This window comes from Cronobacter muytjensii ATCC 51329, assembly GCF_001277195.1.
Taxonomy (GTDB): Bacteria; Pseudomonadota; Gammaproteobacteria; order Enterobacterales; family Enterobacteriaceae; genus Cronobacter; species Cronobacter muytjensii.
This window is the reverse complement of record NZ_CP012268.1, coordinates 2875657-2891947: the sequence shown is the minus strand read 5'-3', so window position 1 is coordinate 2891947 and position 16291 is coordinate 2875657. Positions and strand designations below refer to the sequence as shown.

15 protein-coding genes are annotated in these 16291 nt (G+C 56.8%); 6 read left to right on the top strand and 9 right to left on the bottom strand.

Features of this window, described 5'->3' with window-relative positions; all coding sequences use genetic code 11:
• Window positions 1-14: 14 nt before the first annotated feature.
• Window positions 15-1052, bottom strand: a complete 1038-nt coding sequence (locus tag AFK63_RS13380) for an isopenicillin N synthase family dioxygenase (RefSeq protein WP_038864297.1) — start codon at window positions 1050-1052, stop codon at window positions 15-17.
• 357 nt (window positions 1053-1409) lie between these two features.
• Between AFK63_RS13380 and AFK63_RS13375 the strand changes: the two genes are divergently transcribed.
• The 3 genes from AFK63_RS13375 (at window position 1410) to ykgO (ending at window position 3861) form a co-directional block, all read left to right on the top strand.
• A complete protein-coding gene (locus AFK63_RS13375; protein WP_038864296.1) occupies window positions 1410-3311 on the top strand; it encodes a methyl-accepting chemotaxis protein in 1902 nt (633 codons plus the stop codon).
• Between the two features lie 145 nt (window positions 3312-3456).
• A complete protein-coding gene (locus AFK63_RS13370; RefSeq protein ID WP_038864295.1) occupies window positions 3457-3717 on the top strand; it encodes a type B 50S ribosomal protein L31 in 261 nt (86 codons plus the stop codon).
• 3 nt (window positions 3718-3720) lie between these two features.
• Window positions 3721-3861, top strand: coding sequence for a type B 50S ribosomal protein L36 (ykgO, locus tag AFK63_RS13365; RefSeq protein ID WP_007713754.1), 141 nt, complete (start codon window positions 3721-3723; stop codon window positions 3859-3861).
• Between the two features lie 28 nt (window positions 3862-3889).
• Here the strand turns inward: ykgO and AFK63_RS13360 are convergent, their stop codons facing one another.
• The 6 genes from AFK63_RS13360 to acrA form a co-directional block, all read right to left on the bottom strand.
• A complete protein-coding gene (locus tag AFK63_RS13360; RefSeq protein WP_038864293.1) occupies window positions 3890-4399 on the bottom strand; it encodes a YlaC family protein in 510 nt (169 codons plus the stop codon).
• 119 nt (window positions 4400-4518) lie between these two features.
• Window positions 4519-5070: a maltose O-acetyltransferase gene (maa, locus tag AFK63_RS13355; RefSeq protein ID WP_038864292.1), complete on the bottom strand. Its 552-nt coding sequence runs from the start codon at window positions 5068-5070 to the stop codon at window positions 4519-4521.
• A gap of 229 nt (window positions 5071-5299) precedes the next feature.
• Entirely contained in the window at window positions 5300-5518 is a 219-nt protein-coding gene (locus AFK63_RS13350) for an HHA domain-containing protein (protein ID WP_007713751.1), read from the bottom strand.
• A 26-nt stretch (window positions 5519-5544) separates the two neighbouring features.
• The gene (tomB, locus tag AFK63_RS13345) at window positions 5545-5919 is read right to left on the bottom strand and encodes an Hha toxicity modulator TomB (RefSeq protein ID WP_038864291.1); all 375 of its coding nucleotides are present in this window, start codon (window positions 5917-5919) and stop codon (window positions 5545-5547) included.
• A gap of 502 nt (window positions 5920-6421) precedes the next feature.
• Window positions 6422-9571, bottom strand: a complete 3150-nt coding sequence (acrB, locus tag AFK63_RS13340) for a multidrug efflux RND transporter permease subunit AcrB (protein WP_038864290.1) — start codon at window positions 9569-9571, stop codon at window positions 6422-6424.
• 21 nt (window positions 9572-9592) lie between these two features.
• Complete coding sequence (gene acrA, locus AFK63_RS13335) at window positions 9593-10798, bottom strand: multidrug efflux RND transporter periplasmic adaptor subunit AcrA (RefSeq protein WP_038864289.1); 1206 nt, start codon at window positions 10796-10798, stop codon at window positions 9593-9595.
• Window positions 10799-10942: 144 nt separating this feature from the next.
• On the opposite strand from acrA, the gene acrR reads away from it, so the two are divergent.
• Both acrR and mscK read left to right on the top strand, forming a co-directional pair.
• Complete coding sequence (acrR, locus tag AFK63_RS13330; RefSeq protein ID WP_038864288.1) at window positions 10943-11608, top strand: multidrug efflux transporter transcriptional repressor AcrR; 666 nt, start codon at window positions 10943-10945, stop codon at window positions 11606-11608.
• A 161-nt stretch (window positions 11609-11769) separates the two neighbouring features.
• A complete protein-coding gene (gene mscK / locus AFK63_RS13325) occupies window positions 11770-15099 on the top strand; it encodes a mechanosensitive channel MscK (RefSeq protein WP_168427235.1) in 3330 nt (1109 codons plus the stop codon).
• A gap of 38 nt (window positions 15100-15137) precedes the next feature.
• Here the strand turns inward: mscK and rsmS are convergent, their stop codons facing one another.
• Window positions 15138-15290, bottom strand: a complete 153-nt coding sequence (rsmS, locus tag AFK63_RS20630) for a pleiotropic regulatory protein RsmS (RefSeq protein WP_071603723.1) — start codon at window positions 15288-15290, stop codon at window positions 15138-15140.
• Window positions 15291-15318: 28 nt separating this feature from the next.
• Entirely contained in the window at window positions 15319-15834 is a 516-nt protein-coding gene (gene priC, locus AFK63_RS13320) for a primosomal replication protein PriC (protein WP_038864286.1), read from the bottom strand.
• A 66-nt stretch (window positions 15835-15900) separates the two neighbouring features.
• On the opposite strand from priC, the gene AFK63_RS13315 reads away from it, so the two are divergent.
• The gene (locus AFK63_RS13315) at window positions 15901-16278 is read left to right on the top strand and encodes a DUF454 family protein (RefSeq protein WP_038864285.1); all 378 of its coding nucleotides are present in this window, start codon (window positions 15901-15903) and stop codon (window positions 16276-16278) included.
• Window positions 16279-16291: the final 13 nt, after the last annotated feature.

Sequence of the window (16291 nt, the reverse complement as noted above, 5' to 3'; positions counted from 1 at the left end):
TTTGCAAGTGAAGGTCAGGCAATCAGTTCATGGCTTTCGCGCAGCACGTCGCGGTAGTAGCGTTCGGCGACATCGGGGTGCGATCGCAGGCGGCCTTTTAAGTAGTTCCAGCCGACGTCGCGCAGCAGTGGATTGCGCGGATCGCTTTGCGGGCCGTGCGCCTCGCGGGCGAGCTCCGGCGGTAGGGGATAGACCGGCACCACGCCGTCGAGCCGCGCGCCCAGGAAGAAGGCGATGGAAAGGCGTTCTTTATCCGCTGGCGGCGAGACGACGCGGTGCACCGTGGCGCGCAGATAGCCGTTGGTGGCAAGCTCCAGCAGTTCGCCGATATTGACCACAAAGCTGCCGGGCAGCGGGGCGGCGTCAATCCACTCGTCGGGTGCCACTTCCACCTGCAGGCCCTGTTGCTGATCCTGCAACAGAAAGCTCAAAAAACCGGAATCCTTGTGCGCGCCGACGCCCTGATCGCTTTGCGTATGCTGCTGGCCGGGGTAGCGGATGAGCTTGATATGCTCGTTGGGCTGTTCGCCATACAGCGTGTCGAACGCGTCTGGCGCGAGATGCAGGGCTTCTGCGAAGGCGCGCAGCAGACGCAGCGCCATCTGCGCCATGTCGCGCTGAAAGCGCAGCAGAGTCGGTTTAAGCGATGGCTGGGCGTCGGGCCAGAGGTTCGGCCCCTGCAAACGACGCCAGGACGGCGCGTTCGCGGAAAGCGTGAGCGCCGGGCGCTCGGCGCCAATATCAAACTGTTCGCGCCAGTCCGGTTTGCCGCGCGTCAGCTCCGCCGCGGCGCGGTTATAGCCGCGAAAGTGAGGCGAATGGATCATCGCCACCCGCGCTTTTTCGTCTTCCGGCAGCGCGAAGAACCGGCGCGCTTCGTGTTGAACGTCGTCCAGCAGGCGGGTATAGACACCATGATTCACGATATAGAAAAAACCGATGTCGCGGGCGGCGTAGCGCAGGTGATCGAGAAACGCGGCGCGGTCGGCCGGGCCCTGATTAAGCCGGGTGAGATCCAGGATTGGCAACGTTGGGGGAAAGGCTGTGCTCATGGGGCGCTCCGTTAGCAAAAGAAAATAACAGTCGGTTATCAGCAAACAGACAGGCACAACAACAGCGCAGGCGCATAGGGATCTCCTCAGGTTGGCTCCATGACGTCACGGTGCCTGAAAAGCGTCGGCGCGCCCAATATCGTTCTTTTCTGATTTATAACGTCATGGGGTAAAAAGGATTTCTGGCTACCGCATAAGGAAGTATTTCAAAATGTTTCCGGTGGAACGGGATTTGTTTTACCCGTCAATGAGTTAAATTTTCGTTAAAATCTTAACAATGATTCAACCTTCAAGTTTGCCGCTGCGCTGCCGTTGTCCTGAAAGAAGTTCCCTCTGAATCTTTCCAGGTAAATAACAATGCTAAAAACAACGCAAGCCAGGTTTATCGTTTTACTCTGTCTCTTTTTTGCGGCGCTCAGCGTTATTACCGCGCTGGTGATCCACTTTTTTGTGACGCCGGAAATTAAGCGCACTGAGACGCGTCTTATTCGTTATGAAGTGGATAACGTGGCGTTCAGCATCGTCGAACAGATGAACCGCGTGCAGGCGCAGATGCGCAGCGTGACGCAGAGCGTCGCGACCATGCAGAGCGATGAAATCGATCGTCTGCTGCCCGCGCTGGTGGATCAATACCAGGATGTGAATGTCTTTGGCGGGGGCATCTGGCCGCTGCCGGAAAAACGCGAGGCGGGGCGCAATAAATTCAGCACCTTTTTCGCCCGCAACGCCAGCAATCAGCTGGAAGTGAACACCTACTGGAACTCTGAGGCGGCGCCGAACTATTACGAGCAGGTCTGGTATAAAGCGGGGCTGAATGCGCCCGTAAGCCAGTGCGCCTGGGCGAACGCGTATCAGGATGACGCCAGCCCGCAGCCGCGCACCAACTGCGCGATGGTGATTACGAAAGATGGCCAGCCGTGGGGTGTGGCGACCATCGACGTGACGCTGGGCTTTTTCAACCAGCTGGCGAAACAGATGAACGAGGCGATTTCCGGACGCGTGCTGATTCTCGAAGCGGACGGCAAAATTGTCGGCGACGCAAACCAGGTAGGGAAAACCGCCAGCCTGAAAAAGCTCGCCGATCTCGGCGATGACCCGATGGCGCAGGCGGTGCAGAACACGTTGTCCCGCTTCCGCGCAGGCGAAAAAACCGAGCAGGAGTATGACCAGGATGGCGAATCGCACACCGTGATGTTGCAGTCCATCAAAAACAGCCCGTGGATTATCGCCGTCGATCTGCCGACCGCGCTGCTGACGACGCAGACTGATACCATTCTGGCGCGCCTGAGCATGGTGCAGATCCCGATGATGTTGCTGCTGCTGGGCGTGCTGGTGCTGTTTATCCGTTCGCTGATGGGCAAGCTGGCCGATCTTAACCGCAACATCAGCCGTCTCTCCGCAGGCGGCGCGGATCTGACTCAGCGCCTGGAGCCGACCAGCAGCCCGGAATTCAACGCGATTATCGACAGCTTCAACGGCGTGATCGACTATCTGCAAAAAATGCTGCGCCAGGTGGGCGACAGCGCCCGCGCGCTCTCGTCGGCATCGCAGCAGATCTCAAGCGGCAACCAGGATCTCTCCGCGCGCACTGAAGATCAGGCGAGTTCCATTGAGGAGACGGCGGCCTCCATGGAACAGCTCACCAGCACGGTGCGTCAGAACGCCGATAACGCCGCGCATGCCAACGAGCTTGCGCATCAGGCGTCCCAGGTGGCGGAGCGGGGCGGCAACGTGGTGCGCGAAGTGGTCAGCACCATGAGCGCGATTCAGAGTTCGTCCGGCAAGGTCGTGGATATTATCGCGGTAATCGACAGTATCGCGTTCCAGACGAACATTCTGGCGCTCAACGCCGCGGTAGAAGCGGCGCGCGCGGGCGAACAGGGCCGCGGTTTTGCGGTGGTCGCCTCCGAGGTACGCAGCCTGGCGCAGCGCTCCGCGCAGTCGGCGCGTGAAATCAAACAGCTTATCGAAAACTCCGCCACCAATATCGACACAGGCACGAAGCTTGTGAATGAGGCGGGCGCGACGATGGATGAACTGCTGAGCGGCGTGCGCAACGTAACCACGCTGATGGGCGAGATAATGTCCTCCAGCCGCGAACAGAGCGCGGGGATTTCACAGGTGAACCTGGCGATTAACCAGCTCGACAGCGCGACGCAGCAGAACGCGGCGCTGGTACAGGAAGTGTCGGCGGCGTCTCACTCAATGAGCGAGCAGACGCAGCAGCTCGACCGCGTGGTAGCGGGCTTCCGCCTGTAAGTTAGCGCTTGCCTCTGAGAAGCCGGCCGCCCGATGCGCCGGCTTTTTTATTTCTGCCGCTCGACCCTTCACGCCAGCCGCTTGCAATTTCAGCGCGGTCGCTTTACGATATTGTTACGTTATAACATTTCTTTAAGGGCGAATGATGAAACCAGATATCCATCCCCACTACCGCACCGTGGTGTTCCACGACACGAGCGCCAACGAATATTTTAAAGTGGGCTCGACCATTAAAACCGAGCGTGAAATCGAACTCGATGGCGAGACATACCCGTACGTGACGATTGATGTGTCATCAGCGTCGCACCCGTATTACACCGGGCGTCAGAAGACCATCACTACCGAGGGCAGCGCCGCGCGCTTCCAGCAGCGTTTTGGCCGTTTCTTTAACGATAAAAAGGCGTAAACCATGCAGGTGCTGAATTCATTACGCAGCGCGAAAGCGCGCCATCCTGACTGTCAGATAGTCAGACGCAAAGGCCGGCTGTATGTTATCTGCAAATCGAATCCGCGTTTTAAAGCGGTGCAGGGCAGGAAGAAAAGACGGTAAGCATCGCCCTCGCAAGAGGGCGATTTTTTTAGTGCGCCTGAGATGCCGTCGCGGTGTTCACCGGCGGATTAGCGCTACCCGCGTGTTTATCGAGCGAGTAGATATCATAAAAGGAGAGCGCTTTTTTACGGGTCAGCATTTTCTCCAGCTGCGCTTTTTGTTCGGCGGTAATACGCGGCGAATGCTGGATCTCGTTCACCAGGCTCTCCGGCACGTTGCGGGTGTTATACCACTCGCCGTTGTAACACACGCGCAGATCCAGAACATCGATATCTTCGTAGTGGTAGCGCGGGTTAACATCGAAAAAGAAAAAGCCGTTGAGCAGCGCAAACAGCACCACCAGCAGCCAGACCGAGCCTGCCAGCGTTTCCGACTGGAGCATCACCGCCATGGTGGCGAGCCACCCCAGATACATGGCGATAAACAACCCCGGATGCTTACGGATAAAGCTGATGCTAAAACGCGGACGGTTATCGCGCTTCTCTTCTTTGTTGAGCTGGTCAATCGTGGCCGTCAGCAGTCGCTGGATTTCAGTCATGCAAAACCTTCAGAATCTGTGTCGCGCGTGCGCGGGAAAGGGCATTTTAGAAGGCCGCCGCGCGCGAAAAAAGTAACAGACGGCCAACAAAAAACCATAACAGTTAACCGCAGCGGCACTCAGAGGCGGCGGATCACGCGCGCCGGGTTGCCTGCCACCACGCAGTTATCTTCCACTGAATGGGTCACTACCGCGCCAGAGCCGACCACGACGTTATCGCCAAGCGTGACGCCGGGGTTGATGATGGCGCGCCCGCCAATCCAGACATTATTGCCAATGGTGACCGGTTTAGCGAACTCCAGCCCGCTGTTGCGTTCGGTCGGATCCAGCGGATGCGTGGCGGTATAGATGTGCACGCCGGGCGCCAGCATACAGTTATCGCCAATGCGCACCGGACAGACGTCCAGAATCACGCAGTCAAAATTGGCGTAGAAGTTTTCGCCAAGATAAATGTTATAGCCGTAATCGCAGCGGAACGTGGGTTCGATATACGCGTTCCCCGCCGCGCCAAGCAGCGTCGCCAGAATCTCCTGACGTCGCGCTTTCGCATCCGGCGCGCTGTGATTGTATTCATGCAACAGATGTCTGGCGCGCAGACGGTCCTCACGCAGTACCGGGTCGTTCGAGAGGTACAGCTCGCCCGCAATCATTTTGCGTTTTTCTTCGCTCATGGCTTAAGTCACTCCTTTAACAGTAAGGCCTGATAGTAGCCACTAAACGCGCGGCTGACCATTCACTGCATTTAAGAGGGGGAGGCGCTGCACAAAAGAGAGGGGAGGAGGGGCCATGCTAACGGAGGCTCTGTTCGGTATGGCACGCATAATCCGAATCGCTCGACACTAACATGGCGCCAGCATCATCAATATCACTGATGATAATCACGTACAAAATAACAGGGGATTAACGGACAAATTTCCACACAGAGGTTGGGATTTTATCGTAAAGCTTATTCATGGTCAGTTCAGCGAGACGATGATCTGCAGCTGAATAAAATACCGCCAGTTCATTGTCAGGCAATTCATATTTATTTTTTTCAATCACACGTTCCAGCGTATCAATTGTCTGACAGCGTCTGAGTCGCATTAAATAATCGGTTTTGGTTAATGGTTTGGTCGTCATAATACACCTAAGTGGTTGTTCTATTTTTAAAAAGACAAGCTCACAGGATTCTCCCGGCTGGCGTTTACGAAACACCGGAAAAGCCTGTTTCCGGACTTGCGCCATTTTTGCAAATCTTGCGCATTGATACCGTAATTGCTGAAAAGCATAAAAGTATCATCCAGATATTCATCTAATTGCTCAATGAGAGCGGCATCTTCGTCATGCTTAATTTTATAATTAAGACCGAAACTGGCAATATGCTCAATCAGATCGTTCAGTTGCAGGTTAACGGCGGATGTGGGGTCGTTAACCCAGCCATGCTGGTTTTCGCCTAGCGTGGCGAGGCAATCATGATACAGGCTTTCGCAAAGAAATTTAAGCTGCGCTATATCATGCCGTTTTGGTGAGTATTCGTCCATAACGTATCCCCTTTTTAGCGAAAATTTTTAGTCAACAGCACCGCAGGGGCAGATACACAACGCGTATCAGGAGGCTTCGCGCTCCATTTTTAATCTACTTTTACTATAAAACACCCTGAGGATTTTTTCCTGGCACGATTACGAAAAATTACATTTTCGCTTTTAATCGCACGTCATTGTCGACACATTTACGCGAATCAATATTGGCAGCGAACGCTGACGCATTGAGAAAGAAAACTTAAGCTTTAAGTCTTAGATTTACCTTAGTTTAAAACTTTCATTTATTCGCGCCTGAAGAATATTCTGTAATAAGATCTTTTTCTGCATCGGATTAATCCCAATAAAATATTTTTAATGCAAAAAAGAGGGATACGGAGGCGAGGTGATGTTTTTTTGCGCGGGATTCTAAAAACGCCGGAAGGGGGCGATGCGCCCGTGGGGAATATCCCGGCAAAAAGAAAGGCCGCATCAGCGGCCTTTCTTATTCACGTTGCTCAACCGATTAGTGGTGCTCAACCGGATGGCTATGCTCAATATCTTCATTCTTGCGGCTGAAGCGGCGGCGTACCACCACAAAGAACACCGGAACGAAGAAGATAGCCAGAATGGTCGCGGTCACCATCCCGCCCATTACGCCGGTCCCTACCGCGTTCTGCGCGCCGGAACCTGCGCCGGAGCTGATAACCAGCGGCATTACGCCGAGAATAAACGCCAGTGAGGTCATCAGAATAGGACGCAGACGCATACGCACGGCTTCCAGGGTCGCTTCAATCAGGCCCTTGCCTTCTTTCTCCATCAGGTCTTTGGCGAATTCCACAATCAATATGGCGTTCTTCGCCGACAGGCCGATGGTAGTCAGCAGGCCCACCTGGAAGTAAACGTCATTGCCAAGACCGCGTACCGATGCCGCCAGCAGCGCGCCGATAACCCCAAGCGGAACCACCAGCATGACCGAGAACGGAATTGACCAGCTCTCATAGAGCGCCGCCAGACACAGGAACACCACGATAAGCGAAATGGCGTACAGCGCCGGCGCCTGGTTGCCTGACAGACGTTCCTGATAGGACATACCGGTCCAGTCGTAGCCGATACCGGTCGGCAGCTTGCTGGCGATCTCTTCCATCATCGCCATCGCTTCACCGGTACTCTTACCTTCTACCGCCTGGCCCTGGATCTGCATGGACGGCAGACCGTTATAACGCTCCAGACGCGGCGAACCGTATTCCCAGTGGGACGTCGAGAAGGCGGAGAACGGCACCATCTGCCCGTCAGAACCACGCACGTACCAGTTGTTGATATCGCTCGGTAACATACGGTACTGCGCCTGCGACATGACATACACTTTCTTCACGCGACCGCGGTCGATGAAGTCGTTGACGTAGCTGCCGCCCCACGCGGAGGCCAGCGTCGTATTGATGTCGCTCAGCGAAACGCCCAGCGCCTGCGCTTTTTCCTGGTCGATGTCGATTTTGAACTGCGGCGTATCTTCCAGACCATTCGGACGCACCTGCGAGAGCAGATCCGGGTGTTTCGCCGCTTCGCCCAGCAGCTGGTTACGCGCCTGCGTCAGCTTTTCATGGCCCAGGTTGCCCTGGTCAATGAGTTCGAAGTCAAAGCCCGTCGCGGTACCGAGTTCCACAATCGCCGGGAGGTTAAAGGCGAAGACCATCGCATCTTTGATCTGCGAGAAACGCCCCATCGCACGGCCAGTAATGGCAGGAACTTTGTTTTCCGCACCCGGACGATCCTCCCAGTTTTTCAACGAGACGAACGCCAGACCGGTGTTCTGACCGCGGCCGGAGAAGCCAAAGCCGTTAACGGTGAAGACGGAGTTAACGTTGTCTTTCTCCTGAGTGAGGTAGTAATTCGTCACCTCATCCAGCACCTTCTGGGTGCGCTCCTGAGTGGCGCCCGCCGGTAGCTGGGCCATCGTCAGGAACACGCCCTGATCCTCTTCCGGCAGGAAGGAGGTTGGCAGGCGGATAAACAGGAACGCCATCGCCACGACAATCAGCAGGTAGAGCAGCAGGTAACGACCGGTGCTGCGCAGAATATTCCCTACGCTGTCGGTGTAGTGATGCGTGCTCTTGTCGAACATGCGGTTAAACCAGCCGAAGAAGCCTTTTTTGCCTTCGCCGTGATCGCCTTTGGCGACCGGCTTGAGCATGGTGGCGCACAGCGCCGGCGTCAGGATCATCGCCACGATAACCGACAGCACCATCGCGGAAACGATAGTAATCGAGAACTGACGATAGATAGCGCCCGTCGAGCCGCCGAAAAAGGCCATCGGGATAAATACCGCCGAGAGCACCAGCGCGATACCCACCAGCGCGCCCTGAATCTGACCCATTGATTTACGGGGCGCCTCTTTGGGCGGTAGTCCTTCTTCCACCATCACACGCTCGACGTTTTCCACCACGACGATGGCGTCATCCACCAGCAGACCGATGGCGAGCACCATCCCGAACATGGTGAGCGTGTTTATCGAGTAGCCGAACGCCGCCAGTACCGCAAAGGTGCCAAGCAGAACGACCGGAACCGCGATGGTTGGAATCAGCGTCGCGCGGAAGTTCTGGAGGAACAGGTACATGACCAGGAACACCAGCACGATCGCTTCAACCAGCGTTTTCACCACTTCGAAAATAGAGATTTTTACGAACGGCGTGGTGTCGTACGGATAAACCACTTTCAGACCGCTTGGGAAGAACGGCTCCAGCTCCGCAATGGTCTTGCGTACCGCTTCCGCGGTATCCAGCGCATTGGCGCCGGTCGCGAGTTTAATACCGAGACCCGAAGCCGGCTGGCCATTGAAGCGCGCGATAACGTCGTAGTTTTCGCCGCCAAGCTCAACTTTCGCCACATCTTTCAGGCGCACCTGCGAGCCGTCCGGGTTCACCTTCAGCAGAATTTTGCTGAATTCTTCCGCGGACGTCAGACGGGTCTGCGCGATGATAGAAGCGTTAAGCTGCTGGCCTTTCACCGGCGGGGTGCCGCCAAGCTGACCGGCCGCGACCTGGGCGTTCTGCGCTTTAATGGCGCTGATAACGTCCACGGGCGTTAGCTGGAAGTTGTTCAGCTTATTCGGGTCGAGCCAGATACGCATCGCGTACTGCGAACCGAAGAGCTGTACGTCACCCACGCCGGAAGTACGGCTGATGGGATCTTTAATGTTGGCGCCCGCGTAGTCGGCGATATCTTCCTGGGTCATCGACCCGTCAGTGTTGATAAGACCCAACACCATCAGGAACGAACTGGAGGATTTCTCGACGCTGACCCCTTGCTGCTGCACTTCCTGCGGCAGCAGCGGCATGGCGAGCTGCAGTTTGTTCTGCACCTGCACCTGCGCGATATCCGCGTCAGTGCCGGATTCAAACGTCAGCGTTATCTGCACGGTGCCCGAGGAGTCGCTGGTGGAGGACATGTACATCAGGCCATCGATACCGTTCATGTTCTGTTCGATAACCTGCGTCACGGTGTCCTGCACCGTTTTCGCATCCGCACCCGGGTAGGTCGCGTTAACCGTCACCGCTGGCGGCGCAATCGACGGATATTGCGCAACGGGCAGTTTCATAATGGACAAGCCACCTGCCAGCATGATGATGATGGCGATCACCCATGCGAAGATGGGGCGATCGATAAAAAACTTAGCCATGTTTTAACGGCTCCTGTTAACTCAAGACTGCGGTTGCTGTGACTGCGTCTGACCAGCGGCGCCGGATTTCTGCTGTTGCTGCTGGTTTTCAGTCACTTCCTGCACTTTCACCTGCGCGCCCGGGCGAACTTTTTGCAACCCGGTCACGATCACGCGATCGCCGGCTTTCACACCGTCGGTGACGACCCACTTGTCGCCCATCGCCTGGCCAACCGTCACCGGACGCACTTCGACTTTGTCGCCTTCGCCAACCACCATGACCGTCGCGTCACCGCGCGGCGTGCGCGCCACGCCCTGCTGCGGCACCAGAATCGCGTTCGGGTTAACCCCTTCTTCGAGACGGGCGCGGACAAACATGCCCGGCAGCAGCGTGTGGTCAGGGTTCGGGAAAATCGCGCGCAGCGTAATGGAGCCTGTGGTCTGATCCACGGTCACGTCGGAGAATTCGAGCGTGCCTTCCTGCGAATATTTCAGGCCGTCAGCGGTGGAGAGCGTTACTTTCGCTTTGCCGTTATCCTGCTTCAGCTGTCCGCTCGCCAGCTCCTGCTTAAGACGCAGGAAATCGTTGCTGGACTGGGTCACATCGACATAAATAGGGTCAAGCTGCTGCACCGTTGCGAGCGCCGTCGTCTGGCCGCTCTGCACCAGCGCGCCTTCCGTTACGGCGGATTTGCCGATACGGCCGCTGATAGGAGAGGTCACTTTGGTATAGGCGAGGTTGATACGCGCAGTTTCCACCGCCGCTTTTGCCGCGACGACCGCCGCATTCGCCTGCTGGGCTTCCGCCTGCGCATTGTCGTAATCCTGCTGGCTGATGTACTGCGTGCCGAGCAGTTTCTGATAACGCTTGAGCGTCACCTGGGCGATATTGGCGCTGGCCTGCGCTTTGGCGAGATCGCCTTTCGCGCTTTCATAAGATGCCTGATAGGTCGCGGGATCGATCTGATAAAGCGAAACGCCTGCTTTGATATCGCTGCCTTCCTCGAAATTACGCTTGAGGATAATGCCGCTCACCTGAGGACGAACTTCCGCCACACGATACGCGCTGGTGCGGCCAGGAAGTTCAGTTGTGATTTGCAGAGGTTCGCTTTTCAGCGTCACCACACCCACTTCGGGCGCCTGGGGCGCTTGTTGCTGAGCCTGTTCACCGTCACATCCTGTAAGCGCTATGCTGCCTGAAAGCATCAGAACGACCGCCAGAGGCGTGAACCCTCTGTTTTTGTTCATATCTAAACCTCGAGTGTCCGATTCCAAAAAATGACCAATGGATCAAAAGTCCGCAAACCCATTGCTGCGTTTATAGTGTCGTCATGCTATGGTACATACATACAGAAATGTATGTAAATCTGACTCCTGTAAATTCACCGACATATGGCACGAAAAACCAAACAGCAAGCCCTGGAGACGCGTCAACACATTCTGGATGTGGCGATTCGCTTGTTCTCGCAACAGGGGGTGTCAGCCACATCGCTGGCGGACATTGCCCAGGCGGCGGGCGTAACGCGAGGCGCCATCTACTGGCATTTCAGGAACAAGTCGGATTTATTTAGTGAAATCTGGGAATCATCAGAGGCCAGCATTGGCGATCTTGAAAATGAGTATCGGGCAAAATTCCCAGACGATCCACTCTCTGTGTTACGCGAGATTCTCGTTTATATACTTGAAGCTACGGTGACAGAAGAGCGTCGCCGCCTGATGATGGAAATAATTTATCACAAATGTGAGTTTGTTGGAGAAATGGCTGTCGTTCAGCAGGCGCACCGCAGCCTCTGTTTTGAAAGTTATGACCGTATCGAACAGGCGCTGACGCAGTGCATCCAGTCCGGCATGTTGCCGGAAAACCTCCAGACCCGCCGCGCCGCGATCCTGATGCGCAGCTATATTACCGGCTTGATGGAAAACTGGCTCTTCGCGCCACAGACGTTTGATCTTAAAAAAGAAGCACGTGAACTGGTGGCGATTTTACTGGAGATGTATCAGTACTGTCCGTCCCTGCGCCACGCCCCCGACGCCGCGCCTGCGGCCACCTCTCGCTGAATTTATCTTAAAGCCCGGCGGGCCGCTATTCCATGCGCCAGAGCCGTGGTATTCTCTGCGCCGTTCCAGTATCCCCGCAGGCATTCCGCGTGCGGTCCGGCCATGATTTCATTCAAATGACAATGCAGCACACAACCCTTTCGCGGCGCCTGACGTCCGCCATGCTTTTGACCGTCCTGCTGATGTTCGGCGCGCTTTCGCCTGTCGTGGCGCAGGCGGCGTCCGCCAGCGGAGAGATCCCCTCGCGCGCCGAAGTGCAGTCGCAGCTTGATGCGCTGGGCAAACAGAAAAACCACTCTGCGCAGGATAAGCTGACGACGGAAGATTTAACGGCGACGCTTGAGACGCTGGATAAAATCGAACGCATCAAGCAGGAGACGGTGCAACTGCGCCAGCAGGTGCTGCAGGCGCCGGAGAAAATGCGCCAGGCGACTGAAAACCTGAACGCGCTGCGCAATCAGGATAGCGACGAGGTGGTGCGCCAGACGCTGAAAAACCTGTCGCTGCGCCAGCTGGAGTCGCGCGTCGCGTCGGTGCTTGACGACCTGCAAACCGCGCAGGGCGATCTCGCCACGTTCAACAGCCAGCTGGTGTCGCTACAGACCCAGCCGGAGCGGGTGCAGAACGCGATGTACAACGCCTCGCAGGAGCTGCAGCAGATCCGCAACCGCCTGAACGGCACGGCGCCCGGCGAAGAGACGCTGCGTTCTTCGCAACAAACGCTGATGCTGGCCCAGCAGGCGCTGCTGAACGCGCAGATTGATCAGCAGCGTAAAAGCCTCGAAGGTAATACGGTGCTGCAGGACGCGCTCCAGAAGCAGCGCGACTACACCACCGCGCACATCAATCAGCTGGAGCATCAGCTGCAACTGTTGCAGGAGGCGGTGAACAGCAAACGCCTTACTATTACCGAGAAAACCGCCCAGGAGGCGATTGCTCCGGAAGACGCCTCCAGCATCCAGAACAACCCGCTGGTGCGCCAGGAGCTGGAAGTGAATCACCAGCTCAGCCAGCGCCTGATCGACGCCACCCAGAGCGGCAATAATCTGGTACAGCAAAATATTCGGGTGAAAAACTGGCTCGACCGCGCGTTGCAGTCGGAGCGTAACCTGAAAGAACAAATTTCGGTGCTCAAAGGCAGCCTGCTGCTGTCACGCATTCTGTATCAGCAGCAACAGACGCTGCCTTCCGCTGACGAACTGGAAGATATGACCAACCGCATCGCGGATCTGCGTCTCGAACAGTTTGAAGTAAACCAGCAGCGCGACGCGCTGTTCCAGAACGACGCGTTCGTTGCGAAGCTGGAAGAAGGGCATCAGAGCGAGATCAATGACGACGTGCACGACGCGCTGTTGCAGGTGGTCGATATGCGCCGCGAACTCCTTGATCAGCTCAACAAACAGCTTGGCAACCAGCTGATGATGGCGATTAACCTGCAGATCAATCAGCAGCAGTTAATGAGCGTCAGCACCAATCTGCAGGAGATGCTCACGCAGCAGATCTTCTGGGTGAACAGCAACAAGCCGATGGACTGGGAGTGGGTGAAAGCCTTCCCGCAGGCGCTGCACGACCAGGTGAAGGCGATGAAAATCACCTTTAACTGGGAGAAAGCCTGGCCCGCCATGCTGAAAGCGTTGCTGGCAGGGCTGCCGCTATTGCTGATAGCCGGTCTTATCCGCTGGCGTTTTAGCTGGATGCGCCAGTATCTGAATAAACTGGCGGGCGAAGTCGGTCAGTTGCGCAACGACAGCCAACTGCATACCCCCAAAGCGATTCTGATAAACCTGATCCGCGCGCTGCCGGTCTGCCTGATTATTCTGGCGGTAGGGCTTTTTGTTTATGTGATGCAGCTGAATATCAGCGATTTGCTCTGGGCGTTCAGCAAAGAGCTGGCGATGTTCTGGCTGGTATTTGGCCTCTGCTGGCGCGTGCTGGAAAAAGACGGCATGGCGGTGAGCCACTTCAATATGCCTGCGACGCTGACCAGCCACTGGCGCCGTCAGATTGTGCGGGTGAGCCTGGCGTTGCTGCCGCTGCTGTTCTGGTCGGTGCTGGCGGAACTCTCGCCGTTGCATCTGATGGACGACGTGCTCGGCCAGACCATGATTTTCCTTAACCTGCTGCTGATTAGCGCGCTGGTATGGCCGATGTGCCGCGATAGCTGGCGCGATAAAGAGTCGCACACCATGCGGCTGGTCACGGTCACGGTGCTGTCCATTGTGCCTGTGGCGCTCCTGGTGCTCACCGCGACGGGGTATTTCTATACCACGCTGCGCCTCGCGGGGCGCTGGATAGATACCGTCTATCTGGTGATTATCTGGAACCTGCTCTACCAGACCGTGCTGCGTGGCCTGAGCGTCGCGGCGCGCCGTATCGCTTACCGCCGCGCGGTGGCGCGTCGGCAGAATATGGTGAAAGAGGGCGCCGAAGGGGCCGAGCCGGTGGAAGAGACCTCGCTCGCGCTCGATCAGGTGAATCAGCAGACGTTGCGTATTACCATGCTGGTGATGTTCGCGCTGTTTGGCCTGGTCTTCTGGGCTATCTGGTCTGATTTAATCACCGTATTCGCCTACCTCGACAGCATCGTGCTGTGGCATTACAACGGCACTGAAGCGGGCGCGGCGGTGATGAAAAATGTCACCCTCGGCAGTATTTTGTTCGCGGTAGTGGCGTTTATGGTGGCCTGGGCGCTTATTCGTAACCTGCCAGGCTTGCTGGAAGTGCTGGTGCTCTCGCGCCTTAAAATGCGCCAGGGCGCGTCCTACGCCATCACGACTATCCTGAATTACGTGATTATCGCGGCGGGTGCCATGACGGTGTTCGGCTCGCTTGGGGTGTCGTGGGATAAACTGCAATGGCTGGCGGCGGCGCTGTCAGTCGGTCTCGGTTTCGGCCTGCAGGAGATTTTCGGTAACTTCGTCTCCGGCCTGATTATCCTGTTCGAACGCCCGGTGCGTATCGGCGATACCGTCACCATCGGCACGTTCTCCGGCACGGTCAGCAAGATCCGCATCCGCGCCACTACCATCACCGACTTTGACCGTAAAGAGGTGATTATCCCGAACAAAGCGTTTGTGACGGAGCGCCTTATCAACTGGTCGCTGACCGACACGATCACCCGCGTGGTGATCCGCCTCGGCGTGGCGTATGGATCGGATCTGGATAAGGTGCGCGAGATCCTGCTGAAAGCGGCGATGGAACACCCGAAAGTGATGCACGATCCGGAGCCAGCGGTGTTCTTTACCACTTTTGGCCCAAGCTCGCTGGATCACGAACTGCGCCTTTATGTGCGTGAACTGCGCGATCGCAGTTATACCGTGGATGAGCTGAACCGCACCATCGACAGGCTGTGTCGTGAAAGCGATATCAATATCGCGTTCAACCAGCTTGAAGTGCATCTGCATAACAACCACGGCGAGATGCATACCGAAGTGAAGCGCGATCTGCGTAACGCCAAAAACGACGGCGAGGCGAACGCCGCCAAAGCCTGATGCGTCAGCCCTTCTTCGCGTATCGGGGAGAAGGGCTGTTAGCTGTCGGCGTCGCGCAGCTTACGCAGATAGTCATCACGCACGATCTCCAGCGCCGCCAGCACCGTTTGCGGCGGGATTTCATGATTTTCCAAGAGCATAATTAAATCGACCGCGAGCTTGACCTCATCAGGGGCTTGTTCCAGCGACATCGTTTCTCTCCTTCAACCTCATTCAGTTTTAGCGCGTAATGCGCTCCAGCGCACGCTCTGTGCGGGCCACTGCGGCCCGGCAGCGCGCCAGACGTTCGTCCAGCGCCTGGATTTCGCGTTGCAGTTGCGGGTCGTCGCCCGCGGCGAGCTGCCGTTCGCGCCCGGCTTTCATCGCCAGCAGGCGGCGTTCATACTCCTGATATTGCGCAAGCCTTGTGTGCAGACGCCCGCCGGGCAGATGCGCGTTCTCGTGACGGCGCAGCGCGGCGGTCGCCGCCTCGCGCCGTAACGCCTCAGTTTGAAGCGCGAGCCGTTCGGCAAGCCAGGCCACGCGCGCGGCGTCATTCTGCGCGACCGCCGCCTCAAGCCGCGACAGCGTTCCTTCAGCCTGCGTCAGATAATCGCCCAACCGCTCGCTTTTAGAAGGAAAAAGCTGGCGGTCAAAACGCGGCGAGAAATGGCGCTGCGACGCCAGCGGGCCGATCAGGTCGTGAAGCCCCGCGAGGCGGGCCTTAAGCGATTGCAATAATAGGGGGGTTCTCATGTGACTCCGGGCGTTACGCCATGCGCGCTGTGCTACAGTAACTCACTTGGTTTCGCGAGTACGATTATGCAAAGGACTATTTTACTCATCCTGGGGTGGCTGGCGGTAGTGCTGGCGACGCTGGGCGTGGTGCTGCCGCTTCTGCCGACGACGCCGTTTCTGCTGCTGGCCGCCTGGTGTTTCGCGCGCTCGTCGCCGCGTTTTCACCACTGGCTGCTCTACCGCTCCTGGTTTGGCGGCTATCTTCGCCACTGGCAGCAATACCGGGCGATGCCGCCGGGCGCGAAGCCGCGAGCGATACTCGTTATCCTCGCTACCTTTGCTATCTCACTGTGGATGGTGAAGATTTTCTGGGTGCGGATCGTACTGCTCATCATCTTAGGCGGCCTGTTGATGTTTATGTGGCGCATCCCGGTCGTTGATGAAAAACAACAAAACCCGTAAAGCGCACCCGCGG